Raw genomic sequence first — 22,999 nt, forward strand, 5'->3', positions numbered from 1 at the left:
TCCCCGCCGGGGCCGGCTGTCTCCGGCCCCGGACCGCGGCCCCGCCCCGACGCCGTCCACGGACTCCTCAGACGTGCTCGACGACGGTGTCGGCCAGCACCTCCGCGTCGTCCCGTTCCACGACCGTCACGGACACCCGCACCCGCCCGGGCCCCGGCGTCTCGCGCCACATCCGCACCCGCAACGTCTCGCCCGGATAGACGACTCCCGCGAAACGGGTGCCGTACGAGCGGACCCGGTCGACCCGCCCCTCCAGCACCGTGTCCACGACCGCCTTGAGGGTCATCCCGTAGGTGCAGAGCCCGTGCAGGATCGGCCGGTGGAAGCCGGCGCGGGCGGCGAACTCCGGGTCGGCGTGCAGCGGGTTCCAGTCCCCCGACAGCCGGTAGAGCAGCGCCTGGTCCTCGCGGACGGCCCGCTCCACGGTCAGGTCGGGCGCCCGGTCCGGGAGCCCGAGCCGCGCCGACTCGCCGCGCTCGCCGCCGAAGCCGCCCTCCCCGCGGACGAAGATCCGCGCCTCGCCGCTCCACAGCGGCCCGTCCACGTCGTCGACGTCGGTGCGCAGGACGACGACGGCCGCCTTGCCCTTGTCGTACACGGCGGCGACGCGTGAGATCTGGGTGACACCGTCGGCGCGGACGGGCAGCGGCCGGTGCAGGGTGATGCCGTGCCCGCCGTGCAGGACGCGGGCGAGGTCGACGTCGATGCCGGGGGTGGAGAGCCCGGCCGCGAGGGCCATGCCGCCGCCGGCGACGGTGGCGAAGGAGGGCAGGACGTGCAGCCCGCTCTCCAGGGTGTAGCGGAGCTCGGCGGGGTCGGTGGCGGGGACGCCCGCGCCGATGCCGAGGTGGTAGAGGAGGACGTCCTTGTGATCCCAGGAGAGGGAGACGGTCCGCGGTTCGGCGGCCGTGGCCTTGGCTGCGTCGATGGGCATGGAGAGGGACTCCTTCGCCGGGACGGGACATCAGGAACGGGACATCGGGGACGGGACATCGGGGACGGGGCAGCACGGGCGGGGCTTCGGGAGGAGCATCGGAAGGCGGGACATCAGGAGGCGGAACATCGGTCGCGCACTGACGGACTCGGCACCGGTCGCAGGAAAGCGAAAGCGGCGGCGCAACGGGAACGTCACCGGAGACGCGGCCGACGCCGAAGACCCCGGAGACCTTGAAGACCCCGGAGCCCCCGGAGCCCCCGGAGCCCCCGGAGGCACCAGAGCCGCCGCAGACCCCGAAGACCTCGAAGACCCCCGAGACACCAGAGCCTCCCAAGACACCGGAGCCTCCGAAGACGCCGCAGCCCCCGGAACAGGAACGTGTTCCACCAACCGAACCCTTATAACCGCTCCGCCACGGCCGAGGGAAGGTCCCCGACGCCACCGCGTCCGCCGCGCACCCGCCCCGGCCCGGGACAAATGTCACGGCCTTCCCCACACATCCGGCATCTGCCCAGGTCACAGCGGCGCTGCTTAGGATGCGGCGTATGAAGCGCATGCCCGAGGAGATCGAACGGATGAGGGCCCCGGGCAGGAGGGCCTTCCTGCCGTGGCTCTTCTCGCTCAGCGGCGACACGGTGGACATGTTCCTCGGCCACATGCCGCTGCCCTGGCTCGGCGGCCTGGGCGAACTGGCCTTCGTCGCCCTGTACGTGACCGTCGTCTTCACCTCCCTCGACGAACACCGGCGCCACACCCGCGTCCCCCTGCTGGCCCTGCTCGGACTGGCCGTGCTCGCGTTCGCCCTCAACATCGGCTACCGGAGCAACTGGCAGATGTGCTTCCCGCTGCTGTCCGTCGCCACCGGCATGGTGCTCCGCGACCGGCACCGGGTGATGGGGGCCGCCCTGGGGGCGCTCGGCATCACCTGCGGGCTGTCGTGGTTCGTCCGGCCCGACGACGACAGCGTGGGCAGCGTCCTCGCCGTCAGTTGGGGAACGGCCCTGGGCGGCCTGGTCGCGGCGGCCGTCCTCAACCTCTTCGAAGCCATCACCGTCCTGCGCGACACCCGCGAGGAACTGGCCCACGCCGCCGTCGAACGCGAGCGGCTGCGGTTCTCGCGCGACCTGCACGACCTGCTCGGGCACACCATGTCCGTGATCGTCGTCAAGGCGGAGGCGGTCCGCCGGCTCGGCCCCCGGAACCTGGACGCCGCCCTCGGGCAGGCCGCCGACATCGAGGCGGTCGGCCGCCAGGCGCTCACCGAGATCCGCGAGGCGGTCACCGGTTACCGCGAGGGCAGTCTCACCACCGAGCTGGACAACGCCCGTTCCCTGCTCGACGCGTCCGGCATCACGGCCGAGATCCGGCAGTCCGGCCCGCCGCTCCCGCCGCAGACGGGGGTGCTGCTGGGCTGGGTGGTGCGCGAGGGCGTCACCAACGTCGTCCGGCACAGCGGCGCGTCGCGCTGTGAGATCGAGGTGCGCGGCAAACCCGACCGGGTGCACCTGGAGATCATCGACAACGGCGCGGGCGTAGGCTCGGCGGAGGCGGTGGGCGCGTCCTCGAACGTGGGGGGCAACGGGCTCAAGGGCCTCACCGAGCGGCTGGCCGCCGCCGGAGGCTCCCTGCGCACGGGCCCCGACGGGCGGCGCGGCTTCCGGCTCGTGGCCGAACTGCCGGTGGACGACGAGCCGTACGCCAGACCCGGCGACCCCGACACGAACAGCGATCAGACCGGCGACCCGACCGGCGACCGGCGCGGTGAGAAGGAGCGAGCGGCGTGATCAGGACACTGCTGGCCGAGGACCAGGGCATGATGCGGGGCGCTCTCGCGCTGCTGCTCGGGCTGGAGGACGACATCGAGGTCGTCGCCCAGGTCGGCAACGGCGACGAGATCGTGCCCACCGCTCTCGAGGCGCGCCCCGACATCGCCCTCCTCGACATCGAACTGCCGGGCCGCAGCGGCCTCGACGCCGCCGCCGACCTCCGGCAGCGGCTGCCCGAGTGCCGGGTGCTGATACTCACCACCTTCGGGCGCCCCGGTTACCTCCGCCGCGCCATGGAGGCCGGCGCGTCCGGCTTCCTCGTCAAGGACGGTCCCGTCGAGGACCTCGCCGCCGCCATCCGGCGCGCGCTCGCCGGCGAACGCGTCATCGATCCGGCGCTGGCCGCGGCGGCGTTGAGCGCCGGGCCGAACCCGCTGACGCAGCGGGAGCGGGACGTGCTCTCGGCGGCGGTGGACGGGGCGACGGTCGCGGACATCGCGGCGAAGGTGCATCTGTCGCCCGCGACCGTACGGAACTACCTCTCCGCCGCCATCGGCAAGACCCAGACGCGGAACCGGATGGAGGCGGTGCGGGCTGCCCGGCAGAACGGGTGGTTGTAGGGTGCGCCCCGGTCCCGCCCTTTCACCGTTTCCCGCGGGGGCGAGCCCCCGCACCCCCGGACGGGCGGACCTCGGCCCGTCCGGCGTTTGAGGACAGCGCGCGCAGCGCGCTTCGGGGGTCTGGGGCCCGCCCCCGGGAATCGGCGAAGTGGGGGTGCCCCCTCTGGGGGAGGGACCGGGGCACAGCCCGCCGCAGGCGCCCCACCACCCACTTACCGACCACCGAAGGACGACCGTGCCCCCCAAACCCGCCACCTTGACCGCCTTCGAAGAAGCAAAGGGCTTCATGCCCCTGGATGAGGGACTCGCCCTCCACCAGGCGGCGGTGACCGCCGCCTCCGAACTCGGCCACCCGCTCCTCGAAGTCGGCACCTACTGCGGTCGCTCCACCCTCCTCCTCGCCGACGCCGCCCGCGAGGCCGGCACGACGGTCGTGACGGTGGACCACCACCGCGGCAGCGAGGAGCAGCAGCCCGGCTGGGAGTACCACGACACGTCCCTGGTGGACGACGCCCCGGGCGTCGGCCGCATGGACACGCTCCCCACGTTCCGCCGGACGCTGTACCGGGCGGGCCTGGAGGATCACGTGGTGGCGATCGTGGGCCGCTCCCCGCAGGTGGCCGCGTTGTGGGGGACGCCGCTGGGGCTGGTGTTCATCGACGGGGGCCACACGGACGAGCACGCGACGGCGGACTACGAGGGGTGGGCGCCGCACCTCGCGCAGGGCGGGCTGCTCGTCGTCCACGACGTCTTCCCGGACCCGGCGGACGGCGGCCAGGCTCCGTACCGCGTCTATCTGCGGGCCCTGGAATCGGGTGGGTTCACGGAGGTGTCCGTGACGGGGTCGATGCGGGTTCTGCGCCGGACGGGCCCCGCGACCTGACGGGCGGCGCTAGCATCGCCCGAGTGTCCTACGCCAGCTCTCCTCGTCACCCGAGCCACGACGGCCGCCCCCGCGGCGCCGCCCGCCGCGCCCGCCCGGCCGTCGCGGCCCTGACCGCGCTGCTGCTGGCGGCGGCGGTCGCGGGGTGCGACGACGACGGGCCGGCCGACGCCAAGGCGTCCGCGCCGGCCGGTGGTTCCCCGTCCGCGGCGGCCGGCCGCTCCCCCGCCCCGGACCGGCCGTCACAGCCGCCGACGGCGAAGAGCGCACCGTCGTCCCCGTCCTCCTCCTCGGAACCGGAACCGGATCGGGCGAAACCTTCCGTCCCGCCCGCCGGCGACGCGCCCGTGAGCGACGGCCCGCTCCGCGGGAAGGTCGTGGTCATCGACCCGGGGCACAACATCCGCAACCAGCAGCACACCGCCGAGATCGACCGGTCCGTCGACATCGGCACCGGGCGCAAGGAGTGCGACACCACCGGTACGTCCACCAACTCGGGTTACGCGGAGGCCTCGTTCAGCCTGGACGTCGCCCACCGCATCCGGTCGATCCTCCAGGCGCAGGGCGCCCGGGTCACCCTCACCCACGACGACGACCGCCCGTTCGGCCCCTGCGTGGACGAACGGGCCGCGATCGGCAACAAGGCGCATGCCGACGCCGCGCTGTCCGTGCACGCGGACGGCGCGGCACCCGGGCAGCGCGGCGTCCACGTGATCCTGCCCGCCAAGGTCAAGGGCGGCCGGGCGGACACCGCTCCGATCGTCGAGCCGTCGCGGGAACTCGGGGAGCGCGTCCTCGGCCGGTTCGTCCGGGCCACCCGCAGCATGCCGTCCAACTACGTCGGCCACAACACCGGCCTGGACGTACGGAGCGACCTCGGCGGTCTCAACCTCTCCACCGTGCCGAAGGTGTTCATCGAGTGCGGCAACATGCGCGATCCGCAGGACGCCGCCCAGCTCACGGACGACGGGTGGCGGCAGAAGGCGGCCCAGGGGATCGCGGACGGGATCGGGGACTTCGTGCTGAGCCGGTCCTGACCCCGCGCCCCGGACGCGACCGTTCCGCCGACGATCCCGGGGTGGCGCCTCGCCGGCTTTAGGCGGGCCGTATAACGGCAGGCCACGGGCGTGTCACGAGGGCGAAACGAAGAGACGCCCCGGGCATCGGGACGATAGGTTCCCCCGTACGATGGGGGGCCGCGTTCGTCCGCGCCCTCCGTCTCGCGTCCGGCGACAGCGACGAGACCGACCGACTCTGAAGGCACTGACAAAGGATTTCAGGTGAACTTCCGCTCCCTCACTAGAGGCGACGGCGTGGTGATCGGAGCAGCGGTGTTGCTGTTCATCGCGTCGTTCCTCGACCTCTTCTCTGACAAGTGCGAGGTCCCGTCGGGGGCTTCCTCCCAGCTCGGCGCCGGTCTCGCGCGCAAGTTCTGTGAAGAAAACGTCGACAACCCGAACGCCTGGGAGTCGGCCCTCTTCCCCGACCTGCCGTCGATCTTCCTCGCCGGCATCATCGGTGCCGCCCTGATCGTCACCGCGCGTCTCCTGCCGCAGGACCGCAAGCTCCTCGGCATCGGCTTCGACCAGTGGGGCGCGGTGCTCGCCGTGTCCGCCCTGTGGGCCTCCCTCTGGGCGCTCGGCGCCGGCGGTGACCGCAACGACCCGGGCATCGGCCTCATCCTGGCCCTGATCGCCAACCTGGCGATGGCCGGCGCCGCCCTCTTCACCCCGCGCGTCCCCGCCCTCAAGGCCCCCCTCCTCGGTGCCCCCTCCCCCCAGGTGCAGTCCCCCTACGGGACGGGCTCGCACCCCGGCTACGGCTACCCGGGTCCGGGCGGTCCGGCCGGTGGCTCCTTCGGCGGGCAGCCGTACGGTGCGCCGCAGCACGGCGCGCCGCAGCCGGCCGACCAGACCGGTCCGCAGCCGGCGGCCGGGCAGCCGGCCGGTGGTACGGGCGGGGCTCCCGCGGCCGGTGGGCAGGCTCCGGCGGCGGGTGCCACGGACTTCGCGCCGTTCTGGTTCGCGGTGCCGGTGAACCGTCCGCTGTTCCCGGAGGACGGCGGGCAGACGCCGATGGCCGAGCTGACCCCCGGTACCTGGTACCTGGCGGTGGACCAGCGCGGTGCCGCGCTCGTCGCGCAGACCCAGGACGGCCGCCGCGGCGTCCTCCAGGACACCTCGGGCATCCAGCGCGGCTGACGCGCCCGCGCCCAGCCTGACCGAAGGCCCGCCGGACTTCCCGGCGGGCCTTCGCCGTTCCCGGATGGGCGGCCCTCAGCGGTGGCCGGGCTTGCCGGCCTTGAAGAGCCACGTGTCGAAGAGGCCGCCCAGGTCCTTGCCCGCCTTCTTCTCGCAGAGCCGGATGAAGTCGTCGGTCGCGGCGGTGCTGTGGCGGTGGTCGCGCGTCCAGGTCCGGAGGATGTCGAAGAAGGTGTCGTCGCCGACGGTCTCCCGCAGTTTGTGCAGCACCATCGCGCCCCGCACGTAGACCGGCCGGCCGGATACCGTCTCGGCGGTAGGAGCGGCGGGCGGGAAGGCCCAGATGTCGTCGCTCTCCTCGCCGCGGGACCGCTCGGTCCTGCCGTCGTAGAACTCGTCGAAGATCTGCCGTTCCGTCCGCTTCTTCTCCTGCCGCGCCTCCCACATCCATTCCGTGTACTCGGCGAAGCCCTCGTTGAGCCACATGTCACGCCAGGTGCGCGGGGTCACGGAGTTGCCGAACCACTGGTGGGCCAGCTCGTGCGCGATGATCTCGTCGGACGGCGGTACCTGGTAGTAGGGCTTCGTCTGGGTCTCCAGCGCGTAGTGGACGTACGGGTTCCGGTCGATGACCGCGCCCGACGAGGTGAAGGGGTAGGGGCCGAACATCTTCTCCTCCCACGCCAGCACCTTGGGCACCATCTCCTTCATGTGCCGCCCGGCGGCGTCCTCGCCCTTCGCGTAGGCGATATAGACCGGCACCTTCCGCACCGCGTCCGTGCCCCTGGCGTCCGTGCTCCCGGTGCCCGTGTCCCCGGTGGCCGTCTCCCCCGCGGTCGCCTCCGTCTCCAGGACCGTGAACTCGCCGATCGCGACGCTCGCCACGTAACTCGCCATCGGCTCGCCGCTGTGCCAGCGGAAGGTGGTCCAGGCGTCCCCGTCCTCGTCCTCCTTCTCCTCCGTCCCCTTCGGCTCGCCGTTGGCGACGGCCGTGAAACCCTTGGGGACGGTGACGGTGAAGTCGTAGGCGGCCTTGTCGAACGGGTGGTGGTTGCCCGGGAACCAGGCCATCGAGCCCTCCGGCTCGCCCAGCCCGACCGCCCCGTGGTCCGTCTCGATCCAGCCCTCCTTGGCGCCGTCCCGGTCCCTGATCGTCTGCGGTTTGCCCTCGTAAGCGATCTCCGTCCGGAACTCCCGTCCCTTGCGCACTGGTTGGGCTGGCCTCACCTTCAGCTTGGTCCCCGAGCGGGAGGTTTTCGCGGGCTCTCCGTCGACCTTGGCGGACGTCACCTTGAGCCCCTTCAGGTCGAGGGTGAAGGCGCTCAGGCTCTTGGTCGACCGCGCGGTGATGACGGCGGTCGCGTCGAGGTCGTTGCCCTCGGGCTCGTAGTCGAGGGTGAGACCGTAATGTTCCACCTGGTAACCGCGGTTGCCGAGGGTGGGGAAGACCGGATCGCCGACGCCCGTACCGCCCTCCTCCGGGCCGTCGTCCCCACCGCCCCCTCCGCCTCCCCCGCCACAGGCCGCGACGAACGCGAGGGCGAGGGCGGCGGGCAGGGCCCGGCGGCGGGCCGAGCGGCGGGCGGGGCGGGAGGCTTCCGTCGTCCGGTTCATGGGCCCATGCTGTCATCGGCTCCCGGACGTCCGCCCGGGAACCGGGCCGGCGCGTGCCGAGGCCGGACGCCTGCCAAGGCCTGGCGCCTGCCAAGGCCTGGCGCCCGCCGGGTCCCCGGGCGGATGCTGCCGGTCAGCCCTTCTGAAGCTCGCTCGCCGACGGCACCTTGTCGGTGACGGGGGCTCCCGCGCTCTTGCCCGCGTCCTTGACCTTGCCGATGACGCTGTCGACGGAGTTCACGTCGCTGTCTGTGGCCTCGCCCTTGCGGAGCTTGCCGCCGAGGCCCTTGAGGGAGTCGATGCCCGCGCTGACGGGGGCCAGCGCCTTGGCGAGCGTCGGATCGCCCTGGGCGTTGCGGGTGGCGGCCTTGAGCCGGTTGTACGTGAACGCCCCGGCGAGACCCGCCTTGACGAGCGCGCCCGTCCGGCCGTCCGCCCCCTTCTTGAACGCGCCGTTGCGGTACGGCTTGACGATCCACTGGTAGGCGGCGCCGGCGGCGAGCCCGGCGTTGGTGACGAACCGGGTCTTGGCGAACTTCTGCTTCTCGATCGAGCTCGTCGGGCTCGCCTCGCCGGTGGTTTTCTCCTTCTTGTCGCCACCGCAGGCCGAACCGGCCAGCAGCAGGCCGCAGACCAGCGGCAGGACGACAACGGTGCGGCGGGCACGGGCACGGTCGGACACGCTTGCCTCCGGGGCCGGCGGGCACGGTACGGAACCAGCGTGGCCCGCCCGGCGGCCCGGCGCATCCGGATCGCATCGTTCGGGCTACCGGGTGCGGAGGTACACGTCGAAAACGGGCCAGAAACGGGCGGGGCGGCATCCGCCGGCGAGCCGGCCGGCGTCGTGTGCCGTCGTCCGGCCCACCCGCTCCGTCCGCCCCTGCGCCGGCCCGCTCGGCCGCCCCTGCGTCGGCCCGCCCGCCCGCTCGTCGGCCCGTGCCGTCGACCCCCGCTCACCGGCCCTTTACGCCGGCCCGCCCGTCACCTCGTCCGCCCGTCAGCTCGCCCGCCAGCTCGTCCGTCCGTCAGCCGCAGCAGTCCGGTTCGAGCCCGCGCGGCAGCCGTTCGCCGCCGAACACCGCCGTCGTCGCCTCGTCGCCGCCCAGCGCCGCCACCGCGAGCAGCAGCGAACCGGCCGTCCAGGTGGTGAGTTCCTCGGGCCACACGGCGTCGTCCTCGAAGACGTAGCCGGTCCAGTACATGCCGTTGTCGGCGCGCAGGTGCTGGATCCAGCGCAGGATCTCGACGGCCCGGTCGGACTCCCCCATCACCCAGAGGGCGAGGGCGAGTTCGCAGCTCTCGCCGCCGGTCACCCAGGGGTTGGGGAGGACGCAGCGCACGCCGAGGCCGGGGACGACGAAGCGGTCCCAGCCCTCCGCGATACGGGCCGCCGCCTCCGCACCGGCGACGGCACCGCCGAGCACCGGGTAGTACCAGTCCATGGAGTAACGGCTTTTGTCCAGAAACCGCTCCGGATGCCGGCGTATCGCGTGCGCCAGCAGACCGGTGGCCAACTCCCAGTCCGGCTGCGGCTCCTCGCGGTGCTCGGCGATGGCCAGGGCGCAGCGCAGCGCCTGGTGGATGGAGGACGAACCGGTGAGCAGCGCGTCGGTGACGTCGGCGCCACCGCCTCCCTCGCCGTCCGGCGCTTCGCGCTTCCAGCCGATCTGGCCACCGGGCTGCTGGAGCGAGAGGACGAACTCGACGGCCGCGAAGACCGTCGGCCACATGCGGTCGAGGAACGCGTCGTCGCCGGTGGAGAGGTAGTGGTGCCAGACGCCGACGGCGACGTAGGCGACGAAGTTGGTCTCGCGGGCGCGGTCCGTGGGCCGCCGGTGGTCGCCGTCGGCGTACGCGGCGTACCAGGAGCCATCGGGGTTCTGGTGCTCGGCGAGCCAGCGGTAGGCGGCCTCGGCGCGGTCGTGCTCGCCCGCGGTGTCCAGCGCCATGGCGGCCTCGACGTGGTCCCAGGGGTCGAGGTGGTGCCCGCGGAACCAGGGTATGGCGCCGTCCGCGCGCTGCCCGGCGGCGATGCCGGCGACGGTCGCGTCGAGCTGTTCGGCGGACAGCACACCGGGGAGGACGAGGCGTTCGAGGCGGCCGGGGCGGCGGCTGTAGGTGGTCACGCGCGGTCCTTCGCGGACGCGGCCTCGGCGGCGGACGGGCCGTCGGCGGGCAGGTGCGGCTTGGTGGCGTAGGCGACGAAGCTCTTGCCGATGACCGGGTTGAGGACCTGCTCGGCGATCCGCGTGGCCGCCGGCTTCTTCATGATGTCCCAGACCAGCAGCTTGTGGTACGCGCGGACGGGCAGCGCCTTGTCGTTGTCCACGCCGAAGGCGCACTTGAGCCACCAGTAGGGGCTGTGCAGGCCGTGCGCGTGGTGGGTGCCGTACGGCTTCAGCCCGGCCTCCTCCATCTTGCGCAGCAGTTCGTCGGCCTTGTAGATGCGGATGTGGCCGCCCTCGACCTCGTGGTAGGCGTCGCTGAGCGCCCAGCACACCTTCTCGGGGCCGTAGCGCGGCACGGTCACGGCGATCCGGCCGCCCGGCTTCAGGACGCGGACCATCTCGGCGAGCACGCCCTTGTCGTCGGGGATGTGCTCCATCACCTCGGAAATGATGACGACGTCGAAGCTGTCGTCGGGGAAGGGCAGGGCCAGCGCGTCGCCTTCCATGGCGGTGGCGGTGGCGCCGGCCGGGGCCTCGCCGGCCTCCTTCATGGCGGCGAACCACTTGGCGACCTCGCGGATCTCGTCCGCGTTGCGGTCGAGGGCGACCACCCGGGCGCCACGCCGGTAACACTCGAAGGCATGCCGGCCCGCACCGCAGCCCAGGTCGAGGACGCGGTCGCCGGCGGCGAGCGGGAAGCGGGAGAAATCGACGGTCAGCACGGAGTTCTGCTTTCGTCCGACGGGGCAGGTCAGTGACGGTCGGCGCCCGGCCGGGCGGGCTGCCGCGCGGAAGCGGTGCCGCCGGGGGCGGCGGGTGGTGCGGTACGGGGTGGTGCGGCGCCGCCCGGTGGCGGCCGGCCGGTTCCCTGGGAAGCCGTCCGGCTCTTGCGGCCGGCGCGACCTCGCGGGTGGCCCAGCCTTGCGGGTGGCCCAGTCTTGCGGAGCCCGTCCCTTGGGGCGGTCCGGCCTCCAGGGCGGCCTGACCCTTACGGGTCGGTCGCCCCTCAAGGGTTCAGCGCCCCCTGGGGGATGGCCTCTCCCTTACGGGCGGCCGCTTCCCTTACGGGACGACCTCTCCCTTACGGGATCGCCTTCCCCCAAGAGAACTTCCCCCAAGAGAACCGGCCGCCCGTAAGGGCCCCGGCCCCCTGGGAAACCGCGCTCCCCAAGGAACCCGCTCCCAAGGGAACCACTCCCCCTCGGGAACCCGGCCTCCGGGGGGCCGCCCACCCCTGGGGGCGGCCCTGGGGGCGGGCAGGGAACCACCCACTTCTAGGGGCGGGCGCGCGAGGGGCGGACGGGCAGGGGCCCCGCGCCGCTCCGGGCCCGGGCTCTCGCCTCGGCGGCCCGTTCGATCGAGATCCGGTAGCGTTCGGCGGTCCCGATGGCCGCCTGCCGCCAGGTGAAGCGGGACAGCACCCGTTCCCGCCCGGCGGCGCCGAGGCGCCGGCGCAGTTCCTCGTCACCGAGCAGCCGCTTCAGCGCACCGGCCAGCGCGTCGGCGTCGCCCGGCGGCACGGCGAGGCAGGTCTCGCCGTCGGGCCCCGCGACCTCGGGGATCGCCCCACCGGTGGTGGCCACCAGCGGCGTCCCGGTGGCCATGGCCTCCGCGGCGGGCAGCGAGAACCCTTCGTACAGCGACGGCACACAGGCGACCTCGGCGCCGCGCACCAGCTCCACCAGCTCGGCGTCGCTGATGCCCTTGACGAACCGCACGGCGCCTTCCAGCCCGTAGGTCTCGATGGCCCGCGCCACCGGCCCGTCGTCCGCGCGCCGGCCGACCACGACAAGGTGCGCGTCCGGGTTCTCCGTCCGTACCTTCGCCAGCGCCTCGACCAGGAACACCAGGCCCTTGAGCGGAACGTCCGCGCTGGAGGTGGTGACGATCCGGCCCGGGACCACGGGGACCGACGGGTCGGGCGAGAAGAGGTCGGTGTCGGCGCCTATCGGTACCACGTGGACGCGCTCCGGGCGCACCCCGAGGTGGTCGACGATCTCCTGCCGGGACGAGCCGGAGACGGTGACGATCGACGGCAGGCAGCGGGCCACCCGCTCCTGCATGCGGGTGAAGCCGTACCAGCGGCGGACGGAGAGCCGGCGCTTCCAGTCCCCCGCGGCGTCCAGCTCCAGCCGCCGGTCGACGGTGACCGGGTGGTGGACGGTGGTGACCAGCGGGGCGCCGAGGTCGGCGAGGAGGCCGTAGCCGAGCGTCTGGTTGTCGTGGACGACGTCGAAGTCGCCGCGGCGGGCGGCCAGATGGCGCCGGGCGCGCAGCGAGAAGGTCAGCGGCTCGGGGAAGCCGCCGGTCCACATGGTCCCGACCTCCAGCGCGTCGACCCAGTCGCGGTACTCGTCACGCTTCGGGGTGCGGAAGGGGTCGGGCTGGCGGTAGAGGTCCAGGCTGGGGAGCTCGGTGAGGGTGACACCCTCGTCCAGGACGGGATACGGCTGGGCACCGATGACCTCGACGGAGTGGCCGAGCCGGGCCAGCTCACGGGAGAGGTGACGGACGTAGACGCCCTGGCCGCCGCAGAACGGGTTGCCCTTGTACGACAGCAGCGCGATGCGCAGCGGCGCGTCGCCCCCGGCCGGGGACACCGCGGCGAGCGGACCTGACCCGACTGCCTGGGCGGTCTCAGCGGTCACTCGCGGCCCCCATTCTTCCTGCGGTTCAGCGGGAGCGTAACCGCTCCCGATTCTCTAGAACAAGTTTCACTATCGGAAACCGGCGGAAAGACCGACAAGTCCAGAACGTACCCGAGGCGCCGACAAGCGGCGATCGCACCACCCCCACCCGGCCCCCGGACGGGACTCCGCCCCACGCCCCGCCACCCCCCGCCCGGCACCCCTCACCGCCGCGCCCCCCTCGTCTCACCCTCGCCCCACCCTCGCCCCACCTCGTCCCCGTCCGGCCGCGGACCTGGGGCGCGGGCCGTCCGGCCCGCTAATGTGGAACACGTTCCAGTGATTCGTGTCACGGAACCGCGCCCTGCCATCATGCTGGCGACCGCCCCCTGCAGAGGAAACGCACCGACGTGGGACAGAAGACCGCAGACCCGAGAGCCGCCTCCGCCCCGGCGGCCCCGCTGACCGAGCGTCAGGAGGCCCGGCGGCGCAGCATCCTCGCCGCCACCACCCGGCTGGCGAGCCGCGGCGGCTTCGACGCGGTGCAGATGCGCGAGGTGGCCGAGTCGTCGAACGTCGCCCTGGGCACGCTCTACCGTTACTTCCCCTCCAAGATCCACCTGCTGGTCGCCACCATGCAGGACCAGTTGGAGCAGCTCCACGAGACACTGCGCAAACGCCCGCCCACCGAGGCCGACCCGGCCGCCCGCGTCGCCGGGACCCTGATGCGGGCCTTCCGCGCGATGCAGCGCGAGCCCCACCTCGCCGACGCCATGGTCCGCGCCCTGACCTTCGCCGACCGCTCGGTCAGCGCCGAGGTGGACGCGGTCTCCCGGCTGACCACGGCGATCATCGTGGACGCCATGGGCCTGCCGGTGCCGCCCGGCCCGGAGCAGTTGTCGGTGGTCCGGGTCATCGAGCACACCTGGCACTCGGCACTGATCACCTGGCTGTCGGGGCGGGCGTCCATCGCCCAGGTGAAGATCGACATCGAGACGGTGTGCGGGCTGGTCGGGGAGCGTTGAGAAGGCTGGTCGAAGAGCGTTTGAGGGGGCGGGTCGGAGAGCGTTGAGGGGGCTGGCGGAGTGCTTAAGGGGTGCTGAAGCGGCGCTGAGAGAACGGCGCTGAGGCGACGGTTCGCGCGGCGCCGAGGGGACGGCGGGGGACAGCGCGGAGACTCCGCGGGGGGAATGGCGCGGGGGGAATGGCGCGGGGGCTGCCCCGAGGGAATGGCGGGGGACGGCGCGCGGGGCTACGGGGCTCCCCTGCCCCGCCCGGCCCCCGGCCCTCGCGCTCCTTGCCCCGCCGCCCGGCCTCCGACCCTCGTGCTCCTTGCCCCGCGCGCCCGGCCCCGGCCCTCGCGCCCCTTGCCCCACGCGCCCGGCCCCCGGCCCTCGCGCCCCTTGCCCCGCCGCCCGGCCCCCGGCCCTCGCGCACCGCCCCGGTTAAAGTGGGCGGGCACCCAAGACCGCCCTACGCCCCCGCGACCCCGAGAGGCACACCACCCCCATGGCTCCCTCCCCCGCCGTTCGTCCCCGTTGGGCCTCCCGTGCCCGCAGGGGTGCCATGGCCCTGGCCGGCGCGGCCGTCCTGAGCACCGTCGCGGTCCCGGCGGCCGTCGCCGACGCGTCCCCCGCGGCCCCGTCGCCCTCAAGCGCCGTGCCCGGTCTCTACGGCAGCGCGGACCCGAAGTTCGACGGCGTCTTCCGGCAGTCGCTGGCGTTCCTCGCCCAGCACGCCACGGGCGTCACCCCGGCGAAGCCGGCGGTGGACTGGCTGGCCGGGCAGCAGTGTGCGGACGGCGGGTTCCCGGGCTTCCGCGCGGACACGGGGAAGCCGTGCGACGCGGCCAAGGACGAGTTCCCCGACCAGACCGCCGCCGCCGTGCAGGCGCTCGCGGCGGTCGGCGGACGCGGCGCGCAGGTCGAGAAGGGTCTCGCCTGGCTCAAGGGCCACCAGAACGCGGACGGCGGCTGGGGCATGAACCCCGGCGCCGAGAGCAACGCCAACTCCACGGCCGCCGCCGTCGGCGCGTTCGCCGCGACCGGCCAGGACCCGGCGAAGATCCGGTCCAAGGACGGCAAGAGCCCCTACGACGCGCTCCTCACCTTCCAGTTGGGCTGCGACGCGCCCGAGGACCAGCGCGGCGGATTCGGCTGGGCGCCGCAGAAGGGGAAGCTCACCGCCGACAACTTCGCCTCCGCGGCGGCCACCACGGCCGCCCTCGGCAAGGGCTACCTCGTCGAGCCGGCCGGTGCCGGCAAGGGCGACGCGCCCGTCAAGCCGCTCGCCTGCTCCGACGGCGACAAGGGCAAGCCGAAGGACGCGCCCGCCGCGGCGGCGGCCTCCGCCGCGTACCTGGCGAAGAAGCTGGACGCCGGACACGGCCGCCTGGAGACGTCCCTGCCGGGAGCCCCCAAGGGTCCCGACTACGGCACCACCGCCGACGCGGTCACCGCGCTCGCCGCGGCCGGCCACCGCGAGGCGGCCGGCAAGGCGCTGGACTGGCTCAAGTCGGCCGACAGCAAGACCCTGGCCTGGGCCGAGGGCGACAACCGCAAGGGCGACCCCGGCCGGCTGGCCAAGCTGGTGCTCGCGGCCCGCGCGGCGGGCGCCGACCCGCGCGACTTCGGCGGCGCCGACCTGGTGCGCAAGCTGAACGCGACCGGACCCGCCCCCGAGTCCGCCGAGAAGGCGGACGAGGAGAAGAACGACGACGGCAACGGCTCGTCCACGGGCGCCTGGTGGGTCGCGGGCGTCTGCTTCGTCGCCGCCGCCGGCGTGGGCTTCCTGTTCAGCAACCGGCGGAAGAAGCAGCGGTGACCGCTGCCGTACGAAGCACGACCGGAATCCCTCTCCGCGCCGGTCTCCCGACCGCGCGCGGCGGCCACCCGGCCACTCCCGGCGGTCACTCGGCCACTCCCGGCGGTCACCCGGCGACAGGCGGCGACCACCCGACCACTCCGGGCCGTCGCCTGGCGACACGCGGCGACCACCCGACCACTCCGGGCCGTCGCCTGGCGACACGCGGCGGCCACCCGGCGACAGGCGGCGTTCCGCCGATGGCGCGCGCCGACCGCCCGTCGACCATGCACGCCGGCCGCCCGTCGACCATGCGTACCGGCCGCCCGCCGACAGCAAGCACCGGCCTCCCGGCCGCCGCACGCGCCGCTCTCGTCGCCGTACTCACCTGCCTCCTGGCCGTGTCCGCCGGGCTGGCGGGCGCCGCGCCCGCGCACGCGGCCGGGTACCGCTACTGGTCGTTCTGGCAGACCGCGGGCAAGGGCGGGGACTGGACGTACGCCACCCAGGGCCCGTCCCAGGCGCGGCCCGGGGACGGCGACGCGGTCGGCTTCCGGTTCGCCGTCAGCGCGGACTCCTCCGACGCCGAAAAGCCGCGCACCGCACCGGACTTCACCGCCGTCTGCGGCCGCGAGCCCGCCCGGGAGGGCGGCAAGCGGGTCGCCGTCGTCCTCGACTTCGGTACGCCCGCCGACGCCCCCGGCGGCGAACGGCCCCCGGCGGCCCGGACCGCCTGCGCGCGGGTCGCGGACGACGCCACCGCCGCCGACGCGCTCGCGGCCGTCGCCAAGCCCCTGCGTTACGACTCGTCGGCCCTGCTGTGCGCCATCGAGGGCTACCCGCGGACCGGTTGCGGCGAGAAAGCCGACAAGAAGGCCGACAAGAGGGCCGAGGAGACGAGCGGCGCCTCGGCCGCGCCCGAGGCCGGCGAGAAGGACGGCTCCGGCCCGTCCGCCGGTCTGATCGGCGGCGTCGCGGCCGTCGTCGCGCTCGGGGCCGCCGCCGTGTGGCAGGCGCGCCGCCGGCGCGCGCGGTGACGCCGGCGCTGCACCCCGGCGCGTGGTGGATCTGGGCGCTGGGCCTGGCCGCCGCCGCGTCCCGGACGACCAACCCGCTGCTGCTGGCGCTGCTGGTGGCCGTCGCCGGTTACGTGGTGGCGGCCCGGCGCACGGACGCGCCCTGGGCGCGCAGTTACGGAGCGTTCCTCAAGCTGGGGTTGGCCGTCATCGGCATCCGGCTGCTGTTCGCCTTCTTCCTCGGCTCGCCGGTCCCCGGCACCCACACCGTCGTCGTCCTGCCCGAAGTCCCGCTCCCCGACTGGGCGCGGGGCGTGCGGCTCGGCGGCCGGGTGACGGCCGAGGGCCTGCTCTTCGCCCTCTACGATGCCCTGCGGCTCGCCGCGCTGCTGGTCTGCGTGGGCGCCGCCAACGCGCTCGCCAACCCGGCGCGGCTGCTGAAGTCCCTGCCGGGAGCGCTGTACGAGGCGGGGGTGGCGGTCGTCGTCGCCATGACGTTCGCGCCGAACCTCGTCGCGGACGTCCAACGGGTGCGGGCCGCGCGGAGGTTGCGCGGCCGGCCGGACCGCGGGTTCGCGGGGCTGCTCCAGGTGGGGCTGCCGGTGCTGGAGGGCGCCCTGGAGCGTTCTGTGGCCCTGGCCGCCGCCATGGACGCGCGCGGCTACGGCCGTACGGCCGAGGTCCCGCCCGCGGTGCGGCGCACCACGGCCGTCCTCACCCTGGGCGGCCTGCTGGGCGTGTGCGCCGGCACGTACGGGCTGCTGGCCGACGAAGGGGCCGGATACGGGACGCCGCTGCTGCTCGCCGGCGTCGTCGCCGCGCTGACCGGGCTGCGGCTGGGCGGCCGCCGCTCGGTCCGCACCCGCTACCGTCCGGACCGCTGGGACGCCGCCGCGTGGCTGGTCGCGGGGTCGGGCGCGGCGGTGACGGCCCTGATGGTGTGGGCCGGCGCGTACGCCCCCGAGGCCCTCCACCCGCCGGCCGTCCCCCTGACCGCCCCGGACCTCCCCCTGTGGCCCGCGGCCTCGGTCCTCGTCGGCCTGCTGCCCGCCCTGCCCCTCCCGGGGCGCCGGGGCGGGGGCGGGGGCGGAGAGCGCACGCGACACGGCCGGGGTCGCCCGACGCCCGGACCGGGCGCTTCGCCGTACGGCCCGGGCCGCCCTGCGGCGGGGCCGGACGCCTCGGCGCACCGCGGCCCGACCCACCCGACGCCCAAGCCGAACACCTCACCACACGGCCCGAGCCACCCCGCGTCGGAACCACACGCCTCACAGCCCGACCCGAACCACCCCACGCCCGAACGGGGCACCGCGCCACACGACGGCCGGACCCATCCGACGCCCAAGCCGAACACCTCGCCACACGGCCCGAGCCACCCCGCGCCCAAGCCGGACGCCTCACCGCACGGTGACCCAAGCCACCCCACGCCCGAACCGGGCACCTCGCCACACGGCGGCCCGAACCACCCGACGCCCAAGCCGAACACCTCACCACACGGCCCGAGCCACCCCGCGCCCAAGCCGGACGCCTCACCACACGGTGACCCAAGCCACCCCACGCGCCGCCGGGACCACGCGCCGTCCGGCCGTGGTCGCCTCTCACCCGGCGGGAACGCGTCCCCCGGTCCGGGCCGCCCCTCCCCCGACACGGACCCCCCGTCTCCCGCCTCGGGCCACCCGTCCGCCGTCCCCGGCCACCCGTCCGCCGTCCCCGGCCGCCCGTCCTCCGGCGACGGGCCGCACGAGGCGCGCCCGGACGCCCCGGACACCCCGCACGACCCCGACGCGACCGCAGCACCCCGAAGGAGCCGTACCCGGTGATCCGCTTCGAGCAGGTGACCGTGACGTACCACGACGCCGCCGCCCCGACCCTCCGAGATCTCGATCTGACCGTCCCCGAAGGGGAGTTGTGCCTGCTGGTCGGGCCGTCCGGGGTCGGCAAGTCGACGTTGCTGGGCGCCGTGAGCGGGCTGGTCCCGCACTTCACCGGCGGCACGCTGCACGGCCGGGTCACCGTGGACGGGCGGGACACCCGTACCCACCGGCCGCGTGAACTCGCGGACGTCGTGGGCACGGTGGGACAGGACCCGCTCGCGCACTTCGTGACCGACACCGTCGAGGAGGAACTGGCGTACGGCATGGAGTCGTTGGGGCTCCCCGCCGACACCATGCGGCGCCGCGTCGAGGAGACCCTCGACCTGCTGGGCCTGGCCGGCCTCCGCGACCGCGCGCTGCGCACCCTCTCCGGCGGCCAGCAGCAGCGCGTGGCCATCGGTTCGGTGCTCACGACGCACCCCCGGGTGCTGGTCCTGGACGAGCCGACGTCCGCGCTCGACCCGGCCGCCGCCGAGGAGGTACTCGCGGTGCTGCAACGGCTGGTCCATGACCTGGGCACCACCGTGCTGCTGGCCGAGCACCGGCTGGAGCGGGTGGTGCAGTACGCGGACCGGGTGGTCCTGCTGCCCGGGCCGGGCGAGCCGCCCGTCGCCGGGCCGCCGGGCGAGGTGATGGCCGTCTCCCCCGTGCACCCACCCGTGGTCGCTCTCGGCCGGCTCGCCGGCTGGACGCCGCCGCCGCTGACCGTGCGGGACGCCCGGCGCGCCGCGGCACCGCTCCGCGCGCGCCTCGCGGACGTCCCGCCGCCGGCCGCGCCCGCCCCGCACGGGCGGGACGGGCGGGACGGGCGGGACGGGCAGGCCGCCCGTGCAATGGCGGCGGAGCCGCGCGGCCTGTTCCGCCGCTTCCGGCGCACCGCGCCGACGGGCGCCCCGGCCGGGGCTCCGGCCACTTCCCCTGCCGCCTCGGCCGAGGTGACAGGCCTGGCCGTCCGGCACGGCCGGGTGGACGCCCTCAGGGGAGTGGACCTCACCGTCCGGCCGGGCGAGACCGTCGCCCTCATGGGCCGCAACGGTGCGGGCAAGTCCACGCTGCTGCGCACCCTCGTCGGGATGCACGAACCGGCGCGCGGCACGGTCGCCGTCGGCGGCGCCGCGCCGCACCGCACGGGCCCGCGCGAACTGCTGCGGCACGTCGGCCTCGTCCCCCAGGAGCCCCGCGACCTGCTGTGCGCGGACACGGTCGGCGCCGAGTGCGCCGCCGCCGACCGTGACGCCTCCGTCACCCCCGGCACCTGCCGCGACCTCGTCTCCGACCTGCTCCCCGGCGTCCCCGACGACACCCACCCGCGCGACCTCTCCGAGGGCCAGCGGCTCGCCCTCGCCCTCGCCGTGGTCCTCGCCGCCCGGCCGCCGCTGCTGCTCCTCGACGAGCCGACGCGTGGCCTGGACTACGCGGCGAAGGCCCGCCTGGTGGAGATCCTGCGCGGCCTGGCCGCCGGGGGCCACGCGATCGTGCTGGCCACCCACGACGTCGAACTGGCCGCCGAGCTCGCCCACCGCGTCGTCGTCCTGGCGGAGGGCGAGATCGTCGCGGACGGACCGACGGCCGACGTCGTCGTCGCCTCCCCGGCCTTCGCACCGCAGGTGGCGAAGGTACTGGCGCCCCTGCGGTGGCTGACCGTCGCGCAGGTGCGGGACGCGCTGGGGACGGCGGGGGCAGCGGTGACGGCGGGGGTGGACGGGACGGCGGGGGCGGCCGTGGCGGAGGCGCCCCCCGCGGCACCGGACCCGTCAGGGACATCCCCTATAGGACCGGAGGCGCCGGGGGCCTCCCCGACAGGACCGGGTGCGTCAGGGGCGGGCCCACGGGGTCCGCGGCCGCACGGAGCAGACCCGTCAGGGGCGACCCCTACGGGACCGGACCCGTCAGGGACATCCCCTACAGGGCCGGGGGCGCCGGGGGCCTCCCCGACAGGACCGGAGGCGTCAGGGGCGGGCCCCCGGGGCCCGCGGCCACACGGAGGAGCGGACCCGTCAGGAACGGACCCCACGGAAACAGACTCCACGAGACCGGGCCCCACGGGACCGGACTCCTCACCGGACTCCCCAGGGGCGCCCTCATGACGGCGGCGGCCCGGTCTCGCGCGAAGAGACAGACCGGCGTGACGGCACAGACCGGCGTGAAGGCACACAGGGCACAGACCGGCATGAAGGCACAGACCCACGTGACGGCACAGGCTCGCGCCGTCCGCCTCGGCCGCCGCTCGGCCGTGGCGCTCCTGCTCCTGACGATCGCGGGCGTCATGGCGTTCGGCTGGCCGCTGCTGGCGGCGCCGTCGTCCGGCCTGGCGCACTCGCGCGACGCGCCCTGGCTGTTCGCGGCGCTGCTGCCGCTGCTCCTCGCCGTCGTCGTGGCGACCATCGCCGACACCGGCCTGGACGCCAAGGCCATCGCCATGCTCGGCGTCCTCGCGGCGGCGGGCGCGGCGCTGCGCCCGCTGGGGGCCGGGACGGCCGGGATCGAACCGATGTTCTTCCTGATGGTGCTGGCGGGACGGGTGCTGGGCCCGGGCTTCGGGTTCGTCCTCGGGGCGCTGTCGATGTTCGCGTCGGCGCTGCTGACCGGCGGGGTCGGGCCGTGGATGCCGTTCCAGATGCTGGCCATGGGCTGGGTGTCCCTGGGCGCGGGCCTGCTGCCGGGCGCGGACCGGCTGCGGGGCCGCCGCGAGCTGCTGATGCTGGCGGCGTACGGCGCGGTGGCGTCGGTCGGCTACGGCACGGTCATGAATCTCCAGGGCTGGCCCTACATCGCCGGTCTCGGCACGGGCATCTCCTTCGTCCCCGGCGATCCGCTCGGCGACAACCTGGCCCGCTTCGCCGCCTACTGCCTCACCACGTCCCTGGGCTGGGACCTGCCGCGCGCGGTCGTCACGCTGCTGGCCACGCTTCTCCTGGGCCCGGCGGTCCTCAAGGCGCTGCGCCGCGCGACGCGCCGGGCCGCTTTCGCGGCGCCGGTGAGGTTCGAGGGCCCGGGGACACCCGAGGGACCGGAGACCCCCGAGGGGCCGGAGACGCCCGAGAAGCCGGGGACACCCAAGGAGCAAGCGGCACCCGAGAAGCCGGAGACGCCTAAGGGACCGGGGACACCCGAGAAGCCGGAGACACCCGAGGAGCCGACGGCGAAGACCAGCCCCGCGCGGGACGCGGACGGAGGCGGGGCGTAGCGGGCGCGAACGGAGGCGGGGGCGTACCGGGGCGGACGGACGGGCGCACAGCCACCCGGACGGCGGCCTCAGGCCACCGCCACGTCCGCCGCACCCTCCGCCGACGGGCCGATCCGGAACGTGAACTCCGGGCGCTCCCACATGATCCTCGACGGCACCACGGGCAGGGTTCCCGTGCGCACGGCCCCCATCGACCGGTAGAAGCCCTCGGCCGGCGGGTGCGAGACGACGCGCACCGAGGTCAGACCGGCGGCCCGGGCCTGTTCCTTCATATGGGCCACGAGGGCCCGGCCCACCCCCATCCCCTGCGCCGCGTCGGCGACGAACATGAGGTCCAGCTCGGGCGGGTCGAGCAGGAGCGCGTAGAAACCCAGCCGCCTGCCGGCGCCGACGGCGGGGTCCTCGGCCACGGCGACGAAGACCGGGTGGGCGGCGAGGTAGTCCCGGCCGACCGTGTAGCCCTCGACCATCGGCGCGTAGTGACCGTCGTACGCGCGGGAGGACCGGACCATCCGGGTGAGCGCGGACGCGTCGGATGCCTGGGCACGCCGTATGACGTAAGAGATGTGCACGGTACGAGGGTATTACCTCCCCGTGAGGGCCCCCACGTGACCCGCCCCACAAACGACCGTCTTTCGTAGCGAACCAACCCGCGGCCCCACCCCCGACCCCGATCGCTCCCGCCTTTCTCCGCCCCGCCCTAGTACACAGCGGTCGTTGCACCGCCCCGGAACCGTCCCGCAGGTTGGTTGAGCCGCCAGGGACCCCACGGTCCGGCGGCGCTGTCCTGCCCCCGACGGAAGGTTCTCCTCCGTGACGTTCTCGACCATCAGCCGCTTCGCCTCCCGCAAGCTGACCGCCGGCGCCGGTGCCGCCGTGGCCCTGGCCGCCGCGGGTGCCGTCTTCGCCTCCGGTCCGGCCCAGGCCGCGACCGCCGCGCCGCAGGCCGCCGCGCAGGAGACCGCCCGGCAGATGATCAAGGATGAGGGTCAGTTCCAGTGCTTCAGCAAGATCGTCGAGCATGAGAGCGGCTGGAACCCCACCGCCACCAACCCCTCCAGCGGCGCCTACGGCCTGGTCCAGGCCCTCCCGGCGTCGAAGATGGCCACGGCCGGCGCCGACTGGCAGACCAACCCCGCCACCCAGATCAAGTGGGGCCTGGACTACATGAAGGACCGCTACGGCAGCCCCTGCGGCGCCTGGTCCTACTGGCAGGCCCACAAGTCGTACTGACGGACCCCGTACGACAACGGCGGTGGCCGCCCTCCCCGGCACGGGAAGGGCGGCCACCGCCGTTTCGCCTG

At 74.6% G+C, this 22,999-nt stretch carries 18 protein-coding genes and 1 pseudogene; 12 read left to right on the forward strand and 7 right to left on the reverse strand.

What is annotated here, in order from left to right; all coding sequences use genetic code 11:
- Positions 1-67: 67 nt before the first annotated feature.
- The gene (locus ACZ6X9_RS13560) at positions 68-934 is read right to left on the reverse strand and encodes a MaoC/PaaZ C-terminal domain-containing protein (RefSeq protein WP_469778151.1); all 867 of its coding nucleotides are present in this window, start codon (positions 932-934) and stop codon (positions 68-70) included.
- A 548-nt stretch (positions 935-1,482) separates the two neighbouring features.
- Here ACZ6X9_RS13560 and ACZ6X9_RS13565 point away from each other — a divergent pair.
- The 5 genes from ACZ6X9_RS13565 (at position 1,483) to ACZ6X9_RS13585 (ending at position 6,407) form a co-directional block, all read left to right on the forward strand.
- The gene (locus ACZ6X9_RS13565) at positions 1,483-2,721 is read left to right on the forward strand and encodes a sensor histidine kinase (protein ID WP_469778152.1); all 1,239 of its coding nucleotides are present in this window, start codon (positions 1,483-1,485) and stop codon (positions 2,719-2,721) included.
- Positions 2,718-3,323 carry a response regulator transcription factor gene (locus ACZ6X9_RS13570; RefSeq protein WP_223767104.1) on the forward strand — a complete coding sequence of 202 codons (606 nt, stop codon included), beginning with the start codon at positions 2,718-2,720 and terminating at the stop codon, positions 3,321-3,323. The genes ACZ6X9_RS13565 and ACZ6X9_RS13570 overlap by 4 nt, the downstream gene beginning before the upstream one ends.
- A 286-nt stretch (positions 3,324-3,609) precedes the next feature.
- On the forward strand, positions 3,610-4,206 hold the full coding sequence (locus ACZ6X9_RS13575; RefSeq protein ID WP_469778153.1) for a class I SAM-dependent methyltransferase: 597 nt from the start codon (positions 3,610-3,612) through the stop codon (positions 4,204-4,206).
- A gap of 23 nt (positions 4,207-4,229) precedes the next feature.
- The gene (locus ACZ6X9_RS13580; protein ID WP_469778154.1) at positions 4,230-5,243 is read left to right on the forward strand and encodes an N-acetylmuramoyl-L-alanine amidase; all 1,014 of its coding nucleotides are present in this window, start codon (positions 4,230-4,232) and stop codon (positions 5,241-5,243) included.
- Positions 5,244-5,486: 243 nt separating this feature from the next.
- On the forward strand, positions 5,487-6,407 hold the full coding sequence (locus ACZ6X9_RS13585) for a DUF5336 domain-containing protein (RefSeq protein ID WP_469778155.1): 921 nt from the start codon (positions 5,487-5,489) through the stop codon (positions 6,405-6,407).
- 75 nt (positions 6,408-6,482) lie between these two features.
- Here ACZ6X9_RS13585 and ACZ6X9_RS13590 read toward each other — a convergent pair whose 3' ends face one another.
- The 5 genes from ACZ6X9_RS13590 to ACZ6X9_RS13610 all read right to left on the reverse strand — a co-directional run bounded on the left by ACZ6X9_RS13590 (position 6,483) and on the right by ACZ6X9_RS13610 (position 12,837).
- Positions 6,483-8,021, reverse strand: a complete 1,539-nt coding sequence (locus ACZ6X9_RS13590; protein ID WP_469778156.1) for a M1 family metallopeptidase — start codon at positions 8,019-8,021, stop codon at positions 6,483-6,485.
- A 133-nt stretch (positions 8,022-8,154) separates the two neighbouring features.
- On the reverse strand, positions 8,155-8,703 hold the full coding sequence (locus ACZ6X9_RS13595; RefSeq protein WP_469778157.1) for a hypothetical protein: 549 nt from the start codon (positions 8,701-8,703) through the stop codon (positions 8,155-8,157).
- Between the two features lie 343 nt (positions 8,704-9,046).
- On the reverse strand, positions 9,047-10,147 hold the full coding sequence (locus tag ACZ6X9_RS13600; RefSeq protein ID WP_469778158.1) for a prenyltransferase/squalene oxidase repeat-containing protein: 1,101 nt from the start codon (positions 10,145-10,147) through the stop codon (positions 9,047-9,049).
- Positions 10,144-10,911, reverse strand: a complete 768-nt coding sequence (locus ACZ6X9_RS13605; protein ID WP_469778159.1) for a class I SAM-dependent methyltransferase — start codon at positions 10,909-10,911, stop codon at positions 10,144-10,146. Before ACZ6X9_RS13605 ends, ACZ6X9_RS13600 begins: the two co-directional genes overlap by 4 nt.
- A 552-nt stretch (positions 10,912-11,463) precedes the next feature.
- Positions 11,464-12,837, reverse strand: coding sequence for a glycosyltransferase family 4 protein (locus ACZ6X9_RS13610; RefSeq protein ID WP_469778160.1), 1,374 nt, complete (start codon positions 12,835-12,837; stop codon positions 11,464-11,466).
- Positions 12,838-13,226: 389 nt separating this feature from the next.
- On the opposite strand from ACZ6X9_RS13610, the gene ACZ6X9_RS13615 reads away from it, so the two are divergent.
- From ACZ6X9_RS13615 to ACZ6X9_RS13640, 6 genes and pseudogenes are all read left to right on the forward strand, one after another.
- Positions 13,227-13,841, forward strand: coding sequence for a TetR family transcriptional regulator (locus tag ACZ6X9_RS13615; RefSeq protein WP_469778161.1), 615 nt, complete (start codon positions 13,227-13,229; stop codon positions 13,839-13,841).
- A gap of 541 nt (positions 13,842-14,382) precedes the next feature.
- Positions 14,383-15,639 carry a prenyltransferase/squalene oxidase repeat-containing protein gene (locus ACZ6X9_RS13620; RefSeq protein ID WP_469778162.1) on the forward strand — a complete coding sequence of 419 codons (1,257 nt, stop codon included), beginning with the start codon at positions 14,383-14,385 and terminating at the stop codon, positions 15,637-15,639.
- Positions 15,640-15,878: 239 nt separating this feature from the next.
- The gene (locus ACZ6X9_RS13625) at positions 15,879-16,655 is read left to right on the forward strand and encodes an SCO2322 family protein (protein ID WP_469778163.1); all 777 of its coding nucleotides are present in this window, start codon (positions 15,879-15,881) and stop codon (positions 16,653-16,655) included.
- A pseudogene (locus tag ACZ6X9_RS13630) lies at positions 16,625-17,746 on the forward strand (energy-coupling factor transporter transmembrane component T); the annotation flags it as partial. The gene ACZ6X9_RS13625 and the pseudogene ACZ6X9_RS13630, both read left to right, overlap by 31 nt.
- 704 nt (positions 17,747-18,450) lie before the next feature.
- On the forward strand, positions 18,451-20,595 hold the full coding sequence (locus ACZ6X9_RS13635) for an ABC transporter ATP-binding protein (RefSeq protein WP_469778164.1): 2,145 nt from the start codon (positions 18,451-18,453) through the stop codon (positions 20,593-20,595).
- Positions 20,596-20,678: 83 nt separating this feature from the next.
- A complete protein-coding gene (locus ACZ6X9_RS13640; RefSeq protein ID WP_469778165.1) occupies positions 20,679-21,695 on the forward strand; it encodes an ECF transporter S component in 1,017 nt (338 codons plus the stop codon).
- Positions 21,696-21,763: 68 nt separating this feature from the next.
- On the opposite strand, the gene ACZ6X9_RS13645 is transcribed toward ACZ6X9_RS13640, so the two are convergent.
- Entirely contained in the window at positions 21,764-22,267 is a 504-nt protein-coding gene (locus tag ACZ6X9_RS13645; RefSeq protein ID WP_469778166.1) for a GNAT family N-acetyltransferase, read from the reverse strand.
- A 241-nt stretch (positions 22,268-22,508) separates the two neighbouring features.
- On the opposite strand from ACZ6X9_RS13645, the gene ACZ6X9_RS13650 reads away from it, so the two are divergent.
- Complete coding sequence (locus ACZ6X9_RS13650; protein WP_223770134.1) at positions 22,509-22,928, forward strand: aggregation-promoting factor C-terminal-like domain-containing protein; 420 nt, start codon at positions 22,509-22,511, stop codon at positions 22,926-22,928.
- The last annotated feature ends 71 nt before the right edge of the window (positions 22,929-22,999 follow it).

It is taken from the genome of Streptomyces sp. NPDC052910 (assembly GCF_055585605.1).